The following is a 21527-nucleotide window of genomic DNA, read 5'->3' on the forward strand; positions in this document are numbered from 1 at the left end:
TATGTCAATGCAATCTCAGGACATTATTCGTCGCTCTGCCACCAATTCCCTGACTCCCGCACCTCAGGTGCGGGATTATAAGGAAGAAGTTGCAAAGCTTATCGATGTGACGACCTGTATCGGCTGTAAAGCTTGTCAGGTCGCCTGTTCCGAATGGAACGATATCCGTGACAAGATCGGGACTAACGTTGGTGTATATGATAACCCAACAGATTTAACCGCTAAGTCATGGACGGTAATGCGCTTCTCTGAAGTGGAAGAGAACGATAAATTTGAATGGCTGATCCGTAAAGATGGTTGTATGCACTGTGCTGACCCGGGTTGTCTGAAGGCGTGCCCTTCGGAAGGCGCGATAGTACAGTACAAAAACGGTATCGTTGACTTCCAATCGGAACACTGTATTGGTTGTGGTTATTGTATTGCGGGTTGCCCGTTTGATGTACCACGTATTAACCCAGAAGATAACCGTGCATACAAATGTACGCTGTGCGTTGACCGTGTTGAAGTCGGTCAAGAACCTGCATGTGTGAAAACATGTCCAACGGGTGCTATCCACTTCGGTAGCAAAGAAGACATGATTAACATGGCTGGTGAGCGTGTTGAAGAGCTGAAAACCCGTGGTTATGCGAATGCAGGTTTATATGACCCAGAGGGCGTTGGTGGTACGCATGTGATGTACGTTCTGCACCATGCAGATAAACCTCAGTTGTATCACGGATTACCAGAAAACCCGACAATCAGCCCAACAGTGACTTTCTGGAAAGGTATCTGGAAACCGTTAGCAGCGGTTGGTTTTGCTGCAACATTTGCGGCGGCCATCTTCCACTATGTGGGTATTGGTCCAAACCGCGTCTCCAAAAAAGATGAAGAAGAGGCTTTAGAAGATTTGCATAATGCAATGTCATCTGACACTTCGAAATCAAAAGAAGGGGAGGATCAGAAATGATGCCAGATGATAACGACAAAATTATTCGCCATAAACCGATTGAAAGGATCAATCACTGGGCGGTTGTGATTTGCTTTTTGTTCACGGCAATCAGTGGATTAGGGTTCTTTTTCCCTTCACTAAACTGGTTTATGAACATTTTAGGTACGCCACAACTGTCGCGAATTTTGCATCCATTTGTGGGTACGGCGATGTTCTTGCTGTTCGTATTTATGTTCTTCCGCTATTTCCATCATAACTTCATTAATAAAGAAGATATCAAGTGGGCAAAAAATATCGGCAAAGTACTGAAAAACGAAGAGGCGGGCGATGTCGGCCAATATAACCTCGGTCAGAAAGGGGTGTATTGGGTTGTCACTATCTGCTTATTAGCGCTGGTGGTCACGGGAGTGATTATGTGGCGCCCTTATTTTGCAGATTACTTCCCAATCCCTGTTTATCGTGCAGCGATTCTTATTCACTCGCTCTCTGCGATTGCGTTGATCATCATGATTGTGGTTCACGCTTATGCAGCGATTTGGGTGAAAGGTTCAGTACGTGCGATGGTTGAAGGTTGGGTGACTCGTGGTTGGGCTAGAAAACACCATCCATTGTGGTACCGCCAGCTTTTGGAAAAAGAAAAACAGCAAAAACAGCAACAAGAGAAAAACTAAGTTTTATTATTGTTGTTATCAAACCCACAAATGACTAATGTTATTTGTGGGTTTTTTATATCTAAAAAATATAAACATTCAATTTATTTGAAAGAAATAAAATTAGATATATTTATTTGATGACCTGTTTGCGATTTATTATCATTATAGTTAATCAAAATAAGATTAATAAAAAAATACACATCAAATAAAGATGCTCTTATTTCGCGTATGATTTACAATTTTTTTAAACCAATAATAAACAAATAAACATTTATTCGTTTTTATATTATGTAAAAAAAAGACATCAACCCTTTAATTTATTGATAATAAACTATTTTTGTGATTGTTGTTTTTTTGTGAATAGCTATTGAATATTGATATTAGATCAATAAAGGTCTATCTTAAATGGTCACTGCTGATTAATTCGAGACTTTGTTTTTTATTTTAATTTAAAAGTAAACTAATGTTCTGATATTTGTTTTTTTTAAGAATGTTATAATGCATATATATTAAAAGAATTAATTGCTGGACATTGGTGATATTATTTAATAAAAATAGTAATGTAATTATTAATAAATATAAAAATAGTCATATATTCAAATATCTTTTTAACACAGCTAAATAATAGAACCCTAATTCATTCCATTTACGATAGCTAAATAAAGAGGTACCACATGGATCTTCCTTTACAAGGTATTAAAGTACTGGATTTCACCGGTGTACAATCAGGACCATCTTGTACTCAAATGTTAGCGTGGTTCGGCGCAGATGTTATTAAGATTGAGCGCCCTGGAGTTGGAGATGTCACGCGTAACCAATTAAGGGATATACCTGATGTGGATGCGCTGTATTTCACGATGCTTAATAGTAATAAGCGATCAGTGGAATTAAATACAAAAACTCCAGAAGGTAAAGAGGTTATGGAGCGGCTGATTAAGCAAGCCGACGTCCTCGTTGAGAACTTCCATCCAGGTGCAATTGACCATATGGGTTTCACTTGGGAGCACATTCAAGAATTAAATCCTCGTTTGATTTTCGGTTCCATCAAAGGTTTTGATGAAGACTCTCCTTATGCAGATGTTAAAGCTTATGAAAACGTTGCCCAAGCCGCAGGTGGTGCCGCATCAACCACAGGGTTTTGGGACGGCCCGCCATTAGTGAGCGCCGCAGCATTAGGTGATAGTAATACAGGTATGCACTTGCTCATTGGCTTACTCGCAGCGTTATTACATCGCGAGAAAACAGGAAAAGGCCAGCGAGTGACTATGTCGATGCAAGATGCCGTACTCAACTTGTGCCGTGTCAAACTTCGTGACCAGCAACGTTTAGAGAAAATTGGCTACCTTGAAGAATATCCACAATACCCAAATGGCACATTTGGTGATGCAGTTCCTCGTGGCGGTAATGCTGGTGGTGGTGGCCAGCCTGGCTGGATCTTAAAATGTAAAGGCTGGGAAACTGACCCAAATGCTTATATTTATTTTACTATCCAAGAGCAGGACTGGGAGCAAACCTGTATCGCTATTGGTAAGCCTGAATGGGCAACTGACCCCGCTTACAATACACCAAAGGCTCGTCAACCTCATATCTTTGATATTTTTGCTGAAATTGAAAAATTCTTAGCGGATAAAGACAAACATGAAGCGGTCGAGTATTTAAGTAAATACGGTGTACCTTGTGCTCCTGTACTCAGTATGCGTGAAATAGCACGAGACCAATCTCTGCGTAAGAGCGGAAGTATTGTTGAAGTTGAGCAGCCAAAACGCGGAACTTACTTGACGGTGGGTTGCCCGATGAAATTCTCCTCCTTTACACCGGATATCAAAAGCGCACCATTGTTGGGTGAGCATACAGAGCAAGTCCTAACTGAGTTAGGTTATAGCGCAGATGAAATTGCGACTATGCGTGCGAACAAAGCGATCTAATTTTAAATATTGGGGTGAGAAATCACTCCATTTAATCTTTTAATCAGTTACTTATGAGGTAGACATGTCTGCTGATCAAACCCAAAACCTGACTGATGGTATGCATATTATTGTCGATGCACTTAAAAAAAATGGCATTGATACAATCTACGGTGTTGTTGGAATTCCAGTGACTGACATGGCAAGGCATGCGCAAGCTGAAGGTATTCGCTATATTGGTTTCCGCCATGAGCAATCTGCGGGTAACGCAGCTGCAATCAGTGGTTTTATTACCCAAAAACCGGGTATCTGTTTAACGGTTTCGGCGCCGGGTTTCTTGAATGGTATGGTTGCTCTTGCTAATGCAACGACCAATGGTTTTCCAATGATTCAAATCAGTGGCTCAAGCGACAGAGCGATAATTGATTTGCAGCAGGGTGATTACGAAGAGTTAGACCAAATGAACACGGCAAAACCCTTTGTAAAAGCGTCTTATCGTGTGAATAAACCTGAGGATCTTGGTATCGCACTAGCCCGGGCAATCCGAGCTTCGGTATCAGGTCGTCCTGGTGGGGTTTATCTTGATTTAACAACGGAAGTGTTGTCTGCCGTGATGGACAAGGATGCAGCGGATAAAACCATTTTTACAGTTGAAGACCCTGCACCAAGACAAATTCCATCACCAGATTCAGTGAATAAAGCCCTTAAGTTGCTCGCCTCGGCTAAGCGACCATTAATTATTTTGGGTAAAGGTGCAGCTTATGCCCAAGCGGATGACAATATTCGTCAATTTATTGAAACAACCGGTATCCCTTATTTACCGATGTCAATGGCTAAGGGGCTGCTGCCAGATACACATCCTCTATCAGCCGCATCAGCTCGCTCATATGCCTTATCCAGTGCAGATGTTGTGGTATTAATGGGAGCACGTCTTAACTGGTTACTTGACCATGGTAAAGGTAAGCATTGGTCACCAGAAACGCAATTTATTCAGTTAGATATTGAACCTTCCGAAATTGATAGTAACCGCCCAATAGCGGCCCCAGTTGTTGGTGATATTTACTCCAGTATTGAGTCATTATTGGCAGGACTTAAATCAACCCCTGTTAAATCACCAACAGAATGGATTGTCAGTATTGATGAGCACAAGAAAATCAATGTCGAGAAAATGGCAGTTAAGTTAAACACTGACACTTCCCCGATGAATTACTTCAACGCATTACGTGCAATCCGTGATGTGTTGGTCGATCACCAAGATGTTTATGTCGTCAATGAAGGCGCTAACACGCTTGATAATGGGCGAAATATTATTGATATGTACCAACCACGTAAACGCTTAGATTGTGGAACATGGGGCGTTATGGGGGTCGGAATGGGTTATGCAGTGGGAGCTGCTGTAACTAGTGGTAAGCCTGTTGTAGCGATTGAAGGCGATAGCGCATTTGGCTTTAGTGGTATGGAAATTGAAACGATTTGTCGCTACAAATTGCCTGTCACTATTTTGATTTTCAATAATGGTGGGATTTACCGTGGTGATGGCGTAAACCTCCATGGTGATCAAGACCCTTCTCCTACCGTTTTAATGGGCGGAGCGCGTTATGACAAAATGATTGAGGCTTTTGGTGGCATCGGCTACCAAGCAACAACACCTGCAGAGGTACAGGAAGCCTTGAGGGCCGGTTTAGCATCGGGTCATCCAACTTTGATAAATGTTGTTATTGACCCTGCAGTTGGAACGGAAAGTGGCCATATTGGTAATTTAAATCCGAAGTCTGTCGTAAAAAATTAACGCAGCATAACGTTAACTAACAAAGATAACCCTACGCGGCTCATTTTTAATGAGTGGCGTACGGGGTCTTATTGCCAAAAATAGGTGGGTCTTATGGCTGATTTTATGTATAAGATTTTTATGAGCGACCTATTACCTATCATTATTATTATGGTATTAGGTTATGTGAGTGGTAAACGAAATGTGTTTACCAGTGACCAAGCGAAAGCATTTAATAAGTTGGTATTAAATTACGCATTACCTGCTGCATTATTTGTTTCTATCGCACGCGCTAATCGAGAAATGATATTTGCAGACGCTAAATTGACTATTATTTCATTTGTGGTCTTGCTCGTTTGTTTCTTTTTCTCTTTCTTTAGCTGTAAATATATTTTTAAACATAGTCGTGGCGAAGCTGCGGTATGTGCATTAATTGCAGGTTCTCCGACAATTGGTTTCTTAGGGTTTGCGGTTCTAGACCCTATTTATGGTGAAACTGTTTCAACTGGGTTAGTTGTCGCTATTATTTCCATCATCGTTAATGCCATTACAATCCCTATTGGCCTATTCCTACTGAACCCATCTGATGCGGAAGGGAAAAAGGGTGGTGGCGGTATGGATGCATTAATATCCGCCTTTAAAGAACCCGTCGTATGGGCTCCGGTACTTGCGACCGCACTGGTATTGGTTGGTGTGAAAATTCCTACCGTTTGGGACCCAACATTTGATTTAATTGCGAAAGCAAACTCTGGTGTTGCGGTATTTGCCGCCGGTCTGACATTAGCCGCTAATAAGTTCGAGTTCGATGGTGAGATTGTTTATAACACGTTATTAAAGCTAGTTTTAATGCCAGGGTTAATGTTACTGGCGGGTATGATGTTTAATATGGGAACAGAGCAACTGCAAATGATGGTATTAGCTGGGGCATTGCCACCTGCTTTCTCTGGAATAATTATTGCAAGTCGCTTTAATCTGTATACCCGGACAGGAACTGCGTCGCTGGCGGTGAGTGTACTTGGTTTTATCATCGCAGCTCCAGCGTGGATCTACATCTCTCGACTCGTTTCATAGAAAGAGTCAATGGGGCAAAATGAGTTGCCATGGCGTGAGAAATGACGCCATGGCAGTTTTGTAAAAAGGTGAATTATGACTTCTTCAAAACCGCTTGATGGGATACGCGTTCTTGATTTTACTGGGGTTCAGTCAGGCCCGTCATGTACACAAATGCTTGCTTGGTTCGGTGCTGATGTGATCAAAATTGAACGCCCAGGCGTTGGGGATGTGACACGTAATCAATTGCGAGATATCCCTGATGTGGATGCGCTGTATTTTACGATGTTAAACAGTAACAAACGCTCTTTAGAGCTCAACACCAAAACGCCAGAGGGAAAAGCCGTGATGGAGAAACTAATACGTCAATCTGATGTATTAGTTGAAAATTTTCATCCGGGGGCTATCGACCATATGGGGTTTACGTGGGAGCACATCCAAGAACTCAATCCTCGATTAATTTTTGGGTCGATTAAAGGGTTTAATGAGAATTCACCCTATGCGAATGTGAAAGCCTATGAAAATGTTGCTCAATCTGCTGGTGGTTCAGCATCAACGACGGGTTTTCCTGATGGCCCTCCGACCGTAAGTGCTGCGGCATTGGGGGATAGTAATACGGGTATGCATTTATTGATAGGCATACTGACGGCGTTATTACACCGTGAAAAAACAGGTAAAGGGCAACGCGTTACTATGTCAATGCAAGATGCGGTGCTTAATTTATGTCGTGTGAAATTACGTGACCAACAACGTTTAGAAAAACTCGGTTTCTTAGAGGAATACCCTCAATACCCAAATGGCACGTTTGGTGATGCGGTTCCTCGTGGGGGGAATGCGAGTGGTGGCGGTCAGCCGGGAACAATGCTCAAATGTAAAGGTAGCGATGTTGACCCAAATGCCTATATTTATTTTATTAATCAAGACCATAATTGGGAAAATACCTGTGATGCTATTGGGCGCCCAGAATGGAAAACCGATCCTGCTTTTGCCACTACACAGGCACGTGCAAGTCATATCCAAGATGTATGGGATGCAATTGAAGAAATCGCTAAAGACAAAGATAAACATGCACTAACTGATTATTTTGATCAGTTTGATGTGCCATGTTCTGCAGTATTAAGTATGAAAGAAATTATGGATGACCCTTCTTTGCGTCGTAGTGGTTCGATTGTCGAAGTTCAACAACCAAAACGAGGCTCATATTTAACGGTGGGTTGCCCAATGAAATTTTCAGCGTTTATCCCTGAAATTAAAAGTGCTCCATTGCTTGGGGAACATAATAGCGAAGTATTAAAAGAGCTTGGTTATAGTGATGAACAAATTATGGAAATGAAAAAAAATAATGTTATTTAATTAATAATATTAAACTAGCTCTTAATATGATTTTCTAAAAAAGCTAATTAATATTAGCGGCTATATTCAGATATTAGATATATTCAAATATAGCCGCTAAATTCAGGCGATTACTACCTCAATCAATTGGAATTATAGAAATATTTTTCCCTATTTAGTTTTTATTTTTTTATTAATAAATTCTTTGAATAAGGATTATTGTATGAGTATTGCTGAAATAAAAAAAAGCAGTAAAGTCGCAGCCGTTGATTTTATTCCTGCATGGGGAGACTTAAATGGGAATATTCAACGTTTAGTCGAAGCGACAGAAAAAGTGGCTGCTCAAGGGGTAAATTATGCCGTATTTCCAGAAACGGCAGTGAGTGGTTATTTATTTTCGGACTCTACGGAATTAGCACCTTATTTAGATACTATCCCTGGCAAAACGACTGCTGCAATACTGCCTGTATTGGCTCGAACAGGAATGTATATGAGTGTCGGTATCGCGGAGCGAGATAGCGAAACAGGGCTCGCCTATAATTCAGCCGTTTTGATGGGGCCGGAAGGTATTATTGGTAAATATCGTAAAATAGGCCTGAATTCTCAAGATCAAAAAGTATTTGCACCGGGCAATACTGGTGTCAAAACTTTTGAAACACCGATTGGCCGTATCGCATTATTGATTTGTTATGATGATACCTACTGGCAATACGTTCGATTAGCTGCATTAGAAGGGGCGCAAATCATTGGTTGGCATTCAGTATCCGACCGAATGATGCCAAATGCCACCCCTGCTGAAATGTTGGGCGACCACTCAACGGTTGCGCATGTACAACATATGAGCGCATTCAATGGGTTGTGGGTTATTTGTGCTACCCGAAGTGGAATTGAAACTAACCCAATTACTAAAGGGCAGCTTTACTATAATGGGGGCTCAAGTGTGTGGTCGCCATCAGGGCATAAAGTGGCTCAATCTCCCGTGCTTAGCCCGCTAGAGCTAGAACCCGGGCTAAATGGCATATACTGTGCGACGATTGATTTAGACGAAGCAGATAAGCAACGTGATGCATTACTCGCGAAGCGCCGCCCTGAATTATATTTCCCAACACTGGCTTTTCACCGCAGCCCAACAGATATCAATGCGACAGAAACAGTAATACAAACGACGCTTATTGCTGCTCAGTGGGAAAAATCTATTTCTAAGTTAGATGCAATTCAAGTGGGAGAAAATGAATTGCTGGTTTTACCCGAGCTCTCTGCGCTTCCTTATACGAATGACCCGAACCTTATTTTGTCCCATGCTGAAAAGCAAGGGGGAGCATTTGAACAAACACTGTGTCAGGCTGCTCATCAAGGAAAAGGCTATATTGTTGGAAGTTATCCTGAAATTGAGATTGATAAAGTGTTCCACACCGTCATTCTTGCGGGCCCATCAGGGGAAATATTAGCCCGCTATCGTGTTACACATCTTAATGAACGGGATAGTGGCTGGGCAACAGCGGGTAGCGCTGTGAGTGTGACAGCAACGCCAATTGGGCGTATTGCACTGGCGGCGGCACATGAATTAGACGTTCCTGAATTAGGGGGGTTATACAGTATGTTACGTGCTGATATTCTTGCTGCACCAGCGGGCATCCCATGTGATTTAAAAGTGGAAATTGATAGCCATCTTTTTTCGGTTGAAGAGCCGCCAACAGGGCGTGTCGATTTTATCCCTTATGCAATTGCTACATTAAACCAGTTATGGGTGGTTTGTGGCGGGCGAAACGAGCGTGATTCTACGTCAGCGGCTATTTATGGGCCAGAGCCTGTTGTCCTTACTCCCACATTGACAGCACAAAGAGGGGCTGAAGATGTGCGTTTGCAAGCTCAGGTACCCGCACCTTTTACTTGGATTAACCAAGAACGGTTGGTGAGTGGTCAGCAAGCTATTTGGTTTCCGCCGCTAACACAGTAGATTATAGTTCAAGCGAAGTTTGAGTGAAAAAGGCGGGGGAAACCCGCCTACTAATATGTTATTACAGGGTGTGCTGGTGGTTGAGTGCTTCAATGGTTTTCTTGGCACCGTTATCACGCAGTGAAAGGTAAAATGCAGTCACCTTTTCAGTAAATAGTGAATTATTAACCAGTTCTTCGGTAAACAAACTGTTGAGGGACAGCAATGCGCGAACACGGCTTTCATCATCAGTGCTGTTTGCAACCAGCTCAGCCAATTTTACAGCCTGTGGGTCGCTGACTTGAATTTCTGCGCCATGATCATCTTTTCCGCTGACATAACGCATCCATCCCGCAACGGCTAAGGCTAAATAATCAAATGATTGGCCATTTTTCAGGTGAATTTGGATAGAATCGAGTAAACGTTGGGATAATTTCAACGTTCCATCCATCGCGATTTGCCAAGTACGATGTTTCAACCCCGTATTTTTAAAACGCTCAATCAGGGCATTAGCATAGGCTGGTAAATCCACATTTTTGATGGATAACGTTGGTGCTTGCTCATTGACCATCAAGTGATAAGCGGCTTTTTCATAAGCGCTATCCTGCATGCACTCATTAATATATTGGTAACCAGCCAAATAACCTAAATAAGCAAGGAAAGAGTGGCTACCATTTAACATGCGCAGCTTCATTTCTTCAAATGGAACGACATCCGTGACTAACTGAGCGCCCGCTTTTTCCCATTCAGGGCGACCTGCGACGAAATTGTCTTCAATCACCCATTGGCGAAATGGCTCACAGGCAATGGCGACTTTGTCAACGACAGGGCCTAGCTGGGATTGAATTTTCTCCGCTGTGTCTGGTGTCATGGCAGGCACAATTCTATCCACCATGGTAGATGGAAAGGTGACATTGGCTTCAATCCAATTGGCCAATTCAATATCCTGTTTTGCAGCCATCGCTAAAATGACATTTTTCGTGATATGGCCATTTTCAGGCATATTGTCACAGGACATGACCGTAAATGGTGTAATACCCAGTACCTTACGGCGTTTTAAGGCTTCAACAATCAGACCCGGTAGTGATTTCGGGGTATTTGGTGAGGCTAAATCATGCGCAATAGCGGGGTTCGCAAAATCAATCGAACCTGTCGCGGGCACATAGCAATAACCTTTTTCAGTAACCGTCATGGAAACGATGGCAATATTAGGGTCTAACATGCGATTGATAACGGCATCAATTCCGTGAATGGTTGGGTGTAATGCTTCTTTTACCACACCGACAGTACGGGTTTGCCAATTATCGCCTTGCATTTCAACTACGTTATAAAGGCAGTCTTGAGCGAGTAAATCTTCAATTTGTTGCTCGCCACCGACTAAATTGACCTCACAAAAACCCCAATCACTCTGCTGTTCCGTAGCTAAAATATCCGCAAAGATGGCTTGGTGGGCGCGGTGGAACGCGCCGAAACCTAAGTGAAGCATTTTTACCTTTACCTGCTCCCTATCATAGCTTGGTACTTTGATTGTGGCGGGTAATTGGTTTAGGTTATTGGTTGACAGTTGCATATTTCACTTTACCTTTTTGTTGTTCAGCCTCTTCAACCGCATCCAACGTGCTGGTTAAATCACGATCTTTCACTTCAGGCATGATAATGGCACTGATTAATGAAATGGCAGAGTAAATGATGATCATGATTGCAATTGGCCACCAGCTTCCGGTGATGCTACAGAAAATACCCGCTAGAACTGGGCCTAAACCAGAGGCAATTAAGCCACCAATTTCTTTGGCCACAGCCATACCAGTAAAACGGTTACGTGAGTTGAACATTTCAGCCATCGTAATATTTTCTAAGGCAAATAATCCGAGTACTGAACAGTTATGAACGATAATAATACAGATGGTAATTAAGCTAACGCTGTTCGCACCATCGACGATGACAGATAACATCGGATAGGCGAGCAACATGGCAGATAAGCTAAGAATAATATAAGGAATACGGCGCCCGAATTTATCAGATAGCAGACCAATCACAGGAATGGTCAGGAAACCGACAACGGAGCTGATCATGATCGCATCAGTTGGAATACTTTTATCAAATAATAAGCTTTGAACTAAATATCCCGCTAAGAAAGTTTGAATTAACCCAGAGTTACCCGCTTGACCGAAACGAATACCAGTTGCTAACCAAAATGCTTTAGATTTAAACATGGCAAAGAAACTTTCTTTCGGTGGCGTTTGTACCGCAACTTTGGCTTCTTGCTCTTCCGTATTTTGTACTTTCTCAAATACTGGGCTTTCTTTCAGATTCAGTCGTAACCACACGGCAAACAACATCACAACGAAGCTTGCCAAGAAAGGTACACGCCAGCCCCACGCCAGCAAGTCTGATTTGTCTAACCAGAAGAACATAACCGCCCAAATCGCAGTGGCACTTAATGTGCCGCAGTTTGTCCCCAGACCCACGAGTGAAGCCACAATACCGCGACGGCCTTTTGGTGCATATTCTGCCAGCATGGTACCTGCGCCTGAAATTTCAGCGCCTGCCCCTAGGCCTTGAATAATTCGCAAAAGAACTAATAATAGCGGTGCGAGGATACCTACCTGTGCGTAGGTTGGTAATACCCCGATTAATGTAGTACACACCCCCATCATGGTGATGGTGATAAAGAGTACTTTTTTACGACCGATTCGGTCGCCCATTTGACCAAAGAAAATCGCACCAACAATACGTGCGACATATCCGGCACCGTAAGTTCCCATAGCAAGAATTAATGCCATTGAAGCGGATTGTTCAGGGAAAAATATTTCATGGAAAACAAGTGCTGCGCCTAACGAGTAAAGCTGGAAATCCATAAACTCCAGAGCGGTTCCTAGCCAGCCTGAAACTGCAGCTTTGGTCAGATCGCCAGAGCTGCGTTCCACTTTCCCTGATGGGTCAATTGACTGAGTATTCATATTATTATCCTATTAATCACGTAGAGTAGTATCCAAAATCGGATTTAGTTTTTTTAATTAAATTAAAAGGTTAAAAGAATTTTACAGCAGGTCTTCTGGTCTTTTTCAAAGGTTAATATTGCCTCTTGCGCTTCAGTGAATGGGAACTGATGGGTTAAGATTTTTGTTGGGTCAATTTTTTTAGATTCTATCCAGCTAATCACTTCTGGGAATTTTTTGGCATTCAGGCGCGAAGAAAACAATGAAATCTCTTTGCTGGTGATACTTTGCTGTGTAACGGCACTTGCTTCACTTGAAAAACCCATAATAGAAACTCTTGCTGCGGGAGAAGCAATCAAGACGGCTTCTTGTAAGATAGCGGGATGGCAAGCTGCATCAAGTACTAACGTTGGGCGAAGACCCAGTGTTTTGAGTTGCTCTGGTAGTGGGGTTTGTGAGTTATCAATGACAATATCAGCACCACAATCTTTTGCTCTAGCTAAACGCTCAGCCACGCGGTCAACTACAATCAAGGTTTTGACTTGATAAACCCCTTTGAGAACCTGTGCGCAGGTTAACCCAATCGTACCCGCACCATAGACTAATGCGATGTCATCTTGAGTTGGGTGAACATGCGAAGTCACGTTGGCGGCAATAGAGTATGGTTCAACGGTAACGGCACATTCATCGCTGATTGAATCAGGAATGGTATAAGCGTTTGCTGCAGGGACATTAACATATTCAGTGAATCCGCCATCAGTATGAACGCCTAATACTTCTAGTGTCTCGCAAACATTTGGTTTACCAATTGAACATGGGTAGCAATGACCACAACTGAGAACAGGGTCGATAGAGACACGTTCACCAATGCGTTTACTGTCTACGCTGGAACCGACTTTTTCAATGACACCGAAAAATTCATGACCAATCACTCGTGGATATTTTGCAAATGGGTTATGGCCACGGTAGATATGGCTGTCAGAACCACAAATACCGGCTAATCGGACTTTTATTTGTACTTGATTTTCAGTTGGTTCAGGAACTGAACGCTCTTCAATCAATAATGTATTAGGTTCTTTAATTACTACCGATTTTACAGCTTTCATATTTAACTCCGAATAAAATAAAAATTACCAGTTCCACAACGTGCCGTCTTCGAGACGAGCAACTGGAAGATAAGCTGGGTTGTACGGGTATTTCGCTGCCAGTTTTTCATCAAAATCGATACCTAAACCGGGCTTATCACTTGGGTGCATATAACCATCGTTGAACGTCCAGTTGGTCGTAAATACGGACAACATTTCTTCGGAGTAGCCCATAAACTCTTGAACGCCGAAATTTGGTACCCATAGATCAAAGTGTAAGGCGGCAGCATGGCAAATAGGGGATAGGTCAGATGGACCATGAGAACCGGTTCTGACTTGGTAAAGTGAAGCGAAATCAGCAATCCGGCGCATACCCGTGATCCCTCCAGCATGCGTGATTGTGGTGCGGATAAAATCGATGAGTTGCTCTTCAATCAATTGTTTACAATCCCAAATGCTATTAAAAACTTCACCTACAGCGATTGGGGTGACGGTATGTTGACGAATTAATCTAAAACAAGCTTGGTTTTCCGCTGGTGTTGGGTCTTCCATCCAAAATAATCGATAATCTTCAATACTTTTACCGAAGCGAGCTGCTTCAATAGGGGTCAAGCGATGGTGCATATCGTGTAGAAGGTGCTCATTGAAGCCATATTTGTCCCGAACGGCTTCAAACAGTTTGGGCATAAAATCGAGGTATTTTTCGGTTGACCAAAATTGCTCTTCAGGGTGATGGCCTTTTGTGGCAGGTTCATAAGCAAGGTTTTTTCCTTTACTCTGCCCATAGGTGGTTGCCATTCCTGGTATGCCGCACTGCACACGGATCGCTTTAAAACCTTTTTCTTTATATTTCGCGTAGTTATCTAGTGTTTCGGCAATATCGGTACCCGTGGTATGGCAATAAACCATCACTCCTTCACGAGAAGCGCCACCGAGTAATTGATAGACTGGAAGGTTGGCAATTTTGCCTTTAATATCCCACAGTGCCATATCAATCGCAGAAATGGCGGACATCGTAACTGGGCCTCTACGCCAGTAAGCTCCCTTATAGAAGAACTGATAAATATCTTCAATTTTATGTGGGTCACGGCCTATCAACTGAGGACAGAGGTGATCTTGAAGATAGGATGCCACTGAGAGTTCTCTCCCGTTAAGGGTGGCATCACCTAGTCCATATATGCCTTCATCGGTGGTAATTTTTAATGTAACAAAATTACGACCGGGGCTACATACAAAGACTTCTGCTTTTATGATTTTCATTTTGGCCTAAATCCCTATTACTTGTTAACCAACTGATCAACCAAATCACCCCGCATTACTCAAACTGGTTTATTCATTGGTTAACCAAATTTTCTTTTTTTCACTCTATCAATCGGTAAATTAAAAAACAATGACTAAAAAGACGACAATAAGTGAATCTGATCACAAATTGGTTAACTAATTTTGTGGAAATAGTGGATAAATTGGTTGACCATTGTTGTGAGGGACGATAATCTACAATGGAAGAACTAAATTTAATTCGACAACGCGTTGTACATATATATGAAAACTCAATACCGCTCGTACCAATACCTAGGTCAGCAGTTAAAAGAGCTCATTGCATCTGGTGAATATCCGATAGGAAGTCGTTTAATGCCAGAGCGTGAGATCGCTAAAAAATATGATGTTAGTCGCTCATTGGTACGTGAAGCACTCATCATGTTAGAAATTGAAAAATTGGTTTCTATCAAGAAAGGTTCTGGTGTTTATGTCATCAATCACCCAGATCTATTAATTGATGAAGTCAAAAGCTTAGACCATGGCCCTTTTGAAATACTGCAAGCTCGCCAAGTGATTGAAAGTGCGATAGCTGCATGTGCGGCCTTGTCAGCAACAAAAGCCGATATCCAAGAGATCCGCGCATTACTAGAGGATGAGCGAATCAAAGTTGCGAATAATGAAAGTGACGATGCGAATGATCATAAGTTTCATGTGTTAATTGCTCGCGCAAGCAAGAACGACATGATGGCGAAGATTATTGATGATATCTGGGCTGTGCGGTTACAAAGCCCTATGTGGGATAAGCTACATGAGCATATCGACAATACGACTTACCGGAAGAAGTGGTTGATTGATCATGAAAATATTTTAAATGCACTACAAAAACGTGATCCTGAATTGGCTAAAAAAGAGATGTGGCAGCATTTAGAGAATGTCAAAAATACGCTAATGCAGCTTTCTGATTTTGATGACCCCAATTTTGATGGTTACTTATTTGAAACAATTCCTTATCAGACTATTTTTGAATAATCGCAGGAGAAGTACTTATGGAGCATACGTGGCGTTGGTACGGTCCTAATGACCCTGTTTCTTTAAGTGATGCTAGGCAAGCAGAGGCGACGGGAATCGTCTCTGCGCTCCACCATATTCCTAACGGTGAAGTTTGGAGTGTTGAGGAGATTTTAAAGCGTAAAGCTATCATTGAAGATGCTGGGTTAGTTTGGTCTGTCGTGGAAAGTATTCCTGTTCACGAAGATATTAAAACTCAACAAGGTAATTTTGATCTCTATATTCAAAATTACCAACAAAGTATTCGTAATTTAGCATCCTGTGGTATTAAGACCATTTGCTATAATTTTATGCCAATTCTAGATTGGACGCGTACTGACCTTGCTTATACGCTACCAGATGGCTCCAAAGCGTTACGGTTCGACAATATTGCCTTTGCCGCGTTTGAAATTCATATTTTAAAACGTGAAAATGCGGCGGCGAGTTATTCAGAACAAGAAGTCAAAGAAGCGGCTGAGTATTATGCCAATATGTCATCTGATGATATCGAAAACCTGATTAAAACCATCATTGCAGGGTTACCGGGCGCAGAAGAAGGTTATACATTAGACCAATTCCGTGAGCGCTTGGCGCTGTATAATAATATTGATGAAAATCAGTTACGTGAGAACTTACGTTATTTCTTGCAGAAAATCGTTCCTGTATGTGAAGAAGAAAATGTGGTTTTAGCTATTCACCCCGATGACCCTCCGCGCCCAATTTTAGGCCTGCCACGTATTGTTTCTACCATTGAAGATATGCAGTTTATTAAGCAAAGCTGCGATAGCATTCATAATGGGTTTACTATGTGCACAGGCTCTTATGGCGTGCGAGCCGATAACGACCTAGTAAAAATGATTAATGAATTTGGTGATCGTATTCATTTCACACATTTACGTTCAACGGTGAGAGAAAACAACCCAAATACTTTCCATGAAGGAAATCATATTGCAGGTGATGTCGATATGTTTGAAGTGGTCAAAGCCATTTTAGCGGTTGAACAAAAACGCCATGCTGCGGGGCTTGCACCAATTCCAATGAGACCAGATCATGGTCACCAAATTTTGGATGATTTGAAGAAAGTGACTAACCCTGGTTATTCCGCTATTGGCCGCTTAAAAGGCTTAGCAGAGGTGAGAGGGTTAGAATTAGCGCTGAAACGGATGTATTATCCAGAATTATTAAAAGTATAATTTTCTTTTCAATATTGGCTTTTATTATTTGGTATTTATGTGATATCAAAGGGTTGAGTATGCATAAAAATACGCGACTAAATTATAATTAGTCGCGTATTGAACTAGTTGTTAAGTTATTTTAATTTTTTTATCAATACTCCAATCCTGTTTTGCAGAAATAGTCAATAAGTCACCTGACTTAATAATATACGTATAGTAGCCACCAACTATTGAACTATTACGATCCGCTGTTGATTTAACTTTAATCTTTTTATTACTGAGGGGCAGTTTGGGAATAGAAATTTTATTTAGCCATTTGTCATTTTTAATTTCAATATATATACTATCGTTGGTTTTAAAAATATCCTTTATCATTTTTTGTGTAATAGAATCTTCATTCTTAAACGTAAGCTGATAAGCTGATTTTTGCTCCAACGAATCTACGTCATTTTTCATTTCAAACTGCCAATAAGACTTACAGGAAACCGTACATTTTTCACCTGTTGAAATCCTATGCTTCTCTTTATTCACGATCAGTGTACTACAATAGGCCGCAGTAGGATCAATGGTAATGGATTGATTATTTTTTAGTGGCGGTATTGTAATTTGGTCAGCCCAGTGACCATTTTTTGATTCAATAAGAATATGGTTGTGCTGATTTAGTGCTGCATTCAATACCTCAATGGTGATATTATCGTCATTATTAAATTTTAATTTATGGTAATTAATTTCATTAGATTTAGGTTTAGATTTGTATTTAATAATTTTATTTCTTAGGGTATTAATTTCTTTCCATGTTTTCTCGTCATAGATTTTTATGTATTCATCTTTGTATTCTTTATTCATTAATAGATTTGATTCTGAAATTAATGAATCAGTTTCTTCGTCAGCATAATCTGGTAGCTCAGCGGCTAAACTTGATAAAGTAGGTAATAATATTATCGTATCATATTCAGATAAATGAATATTTTGATAAAAATTCCAAGCTTCAAAGGTTAGTTTATCATCTTCTATTTTTAATAAATAGCCAGTGCCTTTATCTGTAACCCCGTTTTCACCTAATGTTAAACTTGGAATATCAATTAATGTTCCAAATGGACGTTGAATAGCTTCAATAATCCCAAAGCCATTATGAATGTGACCACTTAACATAATTATTTGGGGATAACGAGAAAATAGACTTTTTAGTCTTTCATCTTGCGGTCCAAATCCGCCATATAAGTATGACCGCCAATGTGAACAATTGAATGCTTGATGTGTCATCACAAAAATCGGTTTATTCGCATCAGCGCCTTCAGCCAGTTTTTTTTCTAACCAGAGAAGTGATGCTTCATTTAATTCCATTTGATTTTTTAAAGGAACATCTGTGTTCAAACAAATAAAATGATAACCATCAATCCATGCATCAATGCACATTGTATCTTCTTGCCGGTCAATATTGCATTTTTCTAAGTAAGAGTCATATAATCCGACTAAATCGGGGTCTAATGGCTCATGGGGTTCGGCCCCAGTTCGGACATCATGGTTGCCTAACATCAATAATAAATTTTGATGATATTTTTTTGGAAATTGTTCTAGGAAAATATCAAAAGAATCTTTTCTATGTTGATGATAATCACCAATATCCCCAGCCATTAATAACCCTTCGGCTCCACAGTGATTAATATTTTTAATAGACGTTGCCAATACTTCTTTATCATGATCTGAGCCTATATGAATATCACTAATTACACCAATTATCATACGAAATTTCCTTTTAAAATGAGTTGAAAATTATAGTCCATTGTTTTTTGTCTGATTGGGGTTTTTTATTTCAATTGTACTGTCTTGAATTTCATTAATAAAACTGTTTTGGCAAGAAGATAAAAATAAAGAAAACATAAAAAAAGAAATGATTTTCATTGTTAGTCTCGAATTATTTAAATTGATTTTTATTTAAAGTAAAATTATTCATTAATAAATTTCAATATTACTTTCTTTTAGTAGATAAGCTCTCCTATTAAGAAAAAAATTAAAGGGTTCTTTTTTAAACACCAAGTCAGGATTCGATTTTTTATTAAAGTATTCCTCAGTCATGAATGAATAGCCAGTTTTATTTTCTAATGAATGTAATAAATCCAGTTCGTTTATTGTAAGTGTTTTAAAGTTTATACCGATTTTTTTTATTTCTTTTAAAAATTCTATCATGGTACAATGTTCGAATGATGATTTTGTTTGAATAAGAATTTCATTACTCATCATTTTCTCAACGCTCATACTTTTTTTCATTAATTCTTTATGAAAAACTAAACCTAATATTTCAGTTTTTAAATTTATTTTTTGTATACTTTTATGGTCAACGTCGATATCTACAGGTGATATTATGATGTCATAGTGGTGGTTTTTTATTTCATACAAAATATCATTTGAGATCTTGCATTCAACTTCAATGCTAATACTCTTATTTTTCAATAGGTTGTTTATTATCGAATGTATCCCATAGAATGGAAATCCATCAATAAGAATTTTAATTTTTTTTTCATTGTTTGGCACAGTTAAGTTGTTTAATATTTTATTTATACTTTCATAGTGAGGGTTTATTTTATTAAATAGCTCCATGCCATAATCGGAAATGAGTATTTTATTTTTTTTTTAACTAAAATATTCTTTCCTAGCTTTTTTTCGAGAAGAATCAAACCTTGTGATATCGCTGAAGACGTGACATTGGTAGACTCTGCCGCTTGATTTAGCGAACCATTTTTAGCCAAAGCAATAAACTGGTTTAATTGTTTCGAGAAAAACATAACTGTCCTTAGTCGGTTGGAAAACTCTAAATTAGGATCTCAATCCATTAATAATCTATTACGGTAGTTTAATCTAAAAGTTGTTTTTATAAGTTAAATTAATATAAAATACAGCTATTAGAATTCTAATTAAACATTTATCTATAATTCGCTAATAAATAAAATTGAATAAATAGGAAGTATAATTATTAGTGTGATTAATAACTCTCTCATTTCTACGGTCTCCGCTATAATTTAGTTTTAAAACTATATCAAAGAAAATTAATGCAGTAATTTAAATATCCTTGCTAATGTTTCAATAAAAACTTTATTTAGCTGTATCTATTAGCTTATTAATTATTCTTATATCGTTAAAGTTTGATTAACCCCACATATTTTAACAAGAATAGATGATTTTAAGGCCACCACAATCGGTCATTTATGATCTTGAAATAGATTGATTTACACCTTTGAAAATGCCTTTATCATCGGTGATTTTGTATCATAATTGTTCTTTGCTTAAGGTAAATTTGTCTGCATTTTTTCCTTTGTTGCCTACAAAACCCTTATCAGATCAAATACCCGTCTTGATACAAGGGCATCAAGGTAGCGACCTAACCGTTTTTGTTTTATCCTGAGCAGTAAGTGGCAGCAATTTCCGCCGATGGCATAAAATAGGAATGATTAATTTGAGTATAGGTTTACCCTATGCTCAAAAAATTGTTCAGAAAATAGAAAAGTGAGAACGCAATGGGTATTCGTATTGTTCCTAAAGAAGAGTTAGGACAAGAAAGATTGAAAGAAAAGGGAATTGGTTTTATTCCACCAGTTCTGTTTCCTAACTTAAAAAGTTTATATCAACGCCGTGCTGAGCGACTCAAAGAACTTGGTGCAGGAGAACATCCTTTTGCAGATTATCTGAATTTTGCTGCTGAAGTGGCAACCGCACAACATAATGCACAGCATGATAATCCATTAGAAATGGATATGGCATCTATCCTTGAGCGCTCAACAAATACCAATAATTCGCCATTGGATGCAAAAACATTTCCACGGACAATGCATTGGCACAAATTATTAACGGCTATTATTGCCGAATTAATGCCAGTCGTGCCTGAGTCTGTACGCCCGGCGTTAGAAAACCTGAATAAAGCGTCTGAAACAGAACTCGAAGCCATGGCAACTGCGTTGCTAAATGAAGAGTTTGAAAAAGTTCCTGCGGACAAATCGATGTTCATTTGGGCTGCATTATCGGTGTATTGGGCACAAATGGCAGCAAATATCCCAGGTAAAGCGCGTGCAGAACATGGAGACCATCGCCATTTCTGTCCTGTATGTAATAGCATGCCAGTGTCGAGTATTGTGCAAATTGGTACATCACAAGGTTTACGTTATTTACACTGTAATTTATGTGAAACTGAATGGCATATGGTGCGCGTTAAATGCAGTAACTGTGAGCAAACAGGTAAATTGAATTATTGGTCATTAGATGATGAAAATGCGGCAGTTAAAGCAGAAAGCTGCGGTGATTGCGGTAGCTACTTGAAAATCCTTTATCAAGAAAAAGAAGCTAAAGTTGAAGCTGTCGCGGATGATTTAGCCTCAATTATTTTAGATGCACGCATGGAAGAAGAAGGCTTTGCGCGTAGTAGTATTAATCCGTTCTTGTTCCCTGGTGAAAAATAAGC

Annotated in this window: 17 protein-coding genes; 10 read left to right on the top strand and 7 right to left on the bottom strand. The window is 40.0% G+C overall.

Translation table 11 applies throughout. The features are described 5' to 3' along the window. The first annotated feature begins 1 nt into the window (after position 1). From fdxH to SJ312_RS16655, 7 genes are all read left to right on the top strand, one after another. The gene (gene fdxH / locus SJ312_RS16625; RefSeq protein WP_004906826.1) at positions 2-946 is read left to right on the top strand and encodes a formate dehydrogenase subunit beta; all 945 of its coding nucleotides are present in this window, start codon (positions 2-4) and stop codon (positions 944-946) included. Further along, complete coding sequence (gene fdoI / locus SJ312_RS16630) at positions 943-1599, top strand: formate dehydrogenase cytochrome b556 subunit (protein ID WP_094961977.1); 657 nt, start codon at positions 943-945, stop codon at positions 1597-1599. Before fdxH ends, fdoI begins: the two co-directional genes overlap by 4 nt. Before the next feature lie 656 nt (positions 1600-2255). Beyond that, entirely contained in the window at positions 2256-3506 is a 1251-nt protein-coding gene (frc, locus tag SJ312_RS16635; protein ID WP_004906213.1) for a formyl-CoA transferase, read from the top strand. Between the two features lie 64 nt (positions 3507-3570). Continuing rightward, the gene (gene oxc / locus SJ312_RS16640) at positions 3571-5274 is read left to right on the top strand and encodes an oxalyl-CoA decarboxylase (protein ID WP_094961976.1); all 1704 of its coding nucleotides are present in this window, start codon (positions 3571-3573) and stop codon (positions 5272-5274) included. Between the two features lie 105 nt (positions 5275-5379). After that, positions 5380-6324, top strand: coding sequence for a transporter YfdV (gene yfdV, locus SJ312_RS16645; protein WP_004906833.1), 945 nt, complete (start codon positions 5380-5382; stop codon positions 6322-6324). A gap of 75 nt (positions 6325-6399) precedes the next feature. Continuing rightward, the gene (gene frc, locus SJ312_RS16650) at positions 6400-7656 is read left to right on the top strand and encodes a formyl-CoA transferase (RefSeq protein ID WP_110592769.1); all 1257 of its coding nucleotides are present in this window, start codon (positions 6400-6402) and stop codon (positions 7654-7656) included. Positions 7657-7858: 202 nt separating this feature from the next. Beyond that, positions 7859-9592, top strand: a complete 1734-nt coding sequence (locus SJ312_RS16655; RefSeq protein ID WP_110592770.1) for a nitrilase-related carbon-nitrogen hydrolase — start codon at positions 7859-7861, stop codon at positions 9590-9592. Positions 9593-9653: 61 nt separating this feature from the next. Here SJ312_RS16655 and SJ312_RS16660 read toward each other — a convergent pair whose 3' ends face one another. From SJ312_RS16660 to manD, 4 genes are all read right to left on the bottom strand, one after another. Next, the gene (locus tag SJ312_RS16660; RefSeq protein WP_110592771.1) at positions 9654-11141 is read right to left on the bottom strand and encodes a mannitol dehydrogenase family protein; all 1488 of its coding nucleotides are present in this window, start codon (positions 11139-11141) and stop codon (positions 9654-9656) included. Further along, positions 11122-12531 (bottom strand): MFS transporter, encoded by a 1410-nt coding sequence (locus tag SJ312_RS16665; protein WP_004906200.1) that lies wholly within the window; start codon positions 12529-12531, stop codon positions 11122-11124. Before SJ312_RS16665 ends, SJ312_RS16660 begins: the two co-directional genes overlap by 20 nt. Before the next feature lie 62 nt (positions 12532-12593). After that, positions 12594-13616: a Zn-dependent oxidoreductase gene (locus SJ312_RS16670; RefSeq protein ID WP_110592773.1), complete on the bottom strand. Its 1023-nt coding sequence runs from the start codon at positions 13614-13616 to the stop codon at positions 12594-12596. Positions 13617-13640: 24 nt separating this feature from the next. Continuing rightward, a complete protein-coding gene (gene manD, locus SJ312_RS16675; protein WP_319868099.1) occupies positions 13641-14855 on the bottom strand; it encodes a D-mannonate dehydratase ManD in 1215 nt (404 codons plus the stop codon). Between the two features lie 282 nt (positions 14856-15137). Between manD and SJ312_RS16680 the strand changes: the two genes are divergently transcribed. After that, positions 15138-15884, top strand: a complete 747-nt coding sequence (locus SJ312_RS16680; protein WP_004906196.1) for an FCD domain-containing protein — start codon at positions 15138-15140, stop codon at positions 15882-15884. A gap of 17 nt (positions 15885-15901) precedes the next feature. Continuing rightward, entirely contained in the window at positions 15902-17095 is a 1194-nt protein-coding gene (gene uxuA, locus SJ312_RS16685) for a mannonate dehydratase (RefSeq protein ID WP_165880023.1), read from the top strand. A 111-nt stretch (positions 17096-17206) separates the two neighbouring features. Here the strand turns inward: uxuA and SJ312_RS16690 are convergent, their stop codons facing one another. The 3 genes from SJ312_RS16690 to SJ312_RS16700 all read right to left on the bottom strand — a co-directional run bounded on the left by SJ312_RS16690 (position 17207) and on the right by SJ312_RS16700 (position 19860). Beyond that, positions 17207-18820: a metallophosphoesterase gene (locus SJ312_RS16690; protein WP_319868100.1), complete on the bottom strand. Its 1614-nt coding sequence runs from the start codon at positions 18818-18820 to the stop codon at positions 17207-17209. Between the two features lie 210 nt (positions 18821-19030). Beyond that, entirely contained in the window at positions 19031-19675 is a 645-nt protein-coding gene (locus SJ312_RS16695; RefSeq protein WP_094961968.1) for a hypothetical protein, read from the bottom strand. Further along, the gene (locus tag SJ312_RS16700) at positions 19654-19860 is read right to left on the bottom strand and encodes a helix-turn-helix domain-containing protein (RefSeq protein WP_094961967.1); all 207 of its coding nucleotides are present in this window, start codon (positions 19858-19860) and stop codon (positions 19654-19656) included. Before SJ312_RS16700 ends, SJ312_RS16695 begins: the two co-directional genes overlap by 22 nt. Before the next feature lie 729 nt (positions 19861-20589). Between SJ312_RS16700 and fdhE the strand changes: the two genes are divergently transcribed. After that, entirely contained in the window at positions 20590-21525 is a 936-nt protein-coding gene (fdhE, locus tag SJ312_RS16705; RefSeq protein WP_094961966.1) for a formate dehydrogenase accessory protein FdhE, read from the top strand. Positions 21526-21527 lie beyond the last annotated feature (2 nt).

This window comes from Providencia sp. CIM-Carb-044 (assembly GCF_033901115.1).
In the GTDB taxonomy this organism is placed as follows: domain Bacteria; phylum Pseudomonadota; class Gammaproteobacteria; order Enterobacterales; family Enterobacteriaceae; genus Providencia; species Providencia hangzhouensis.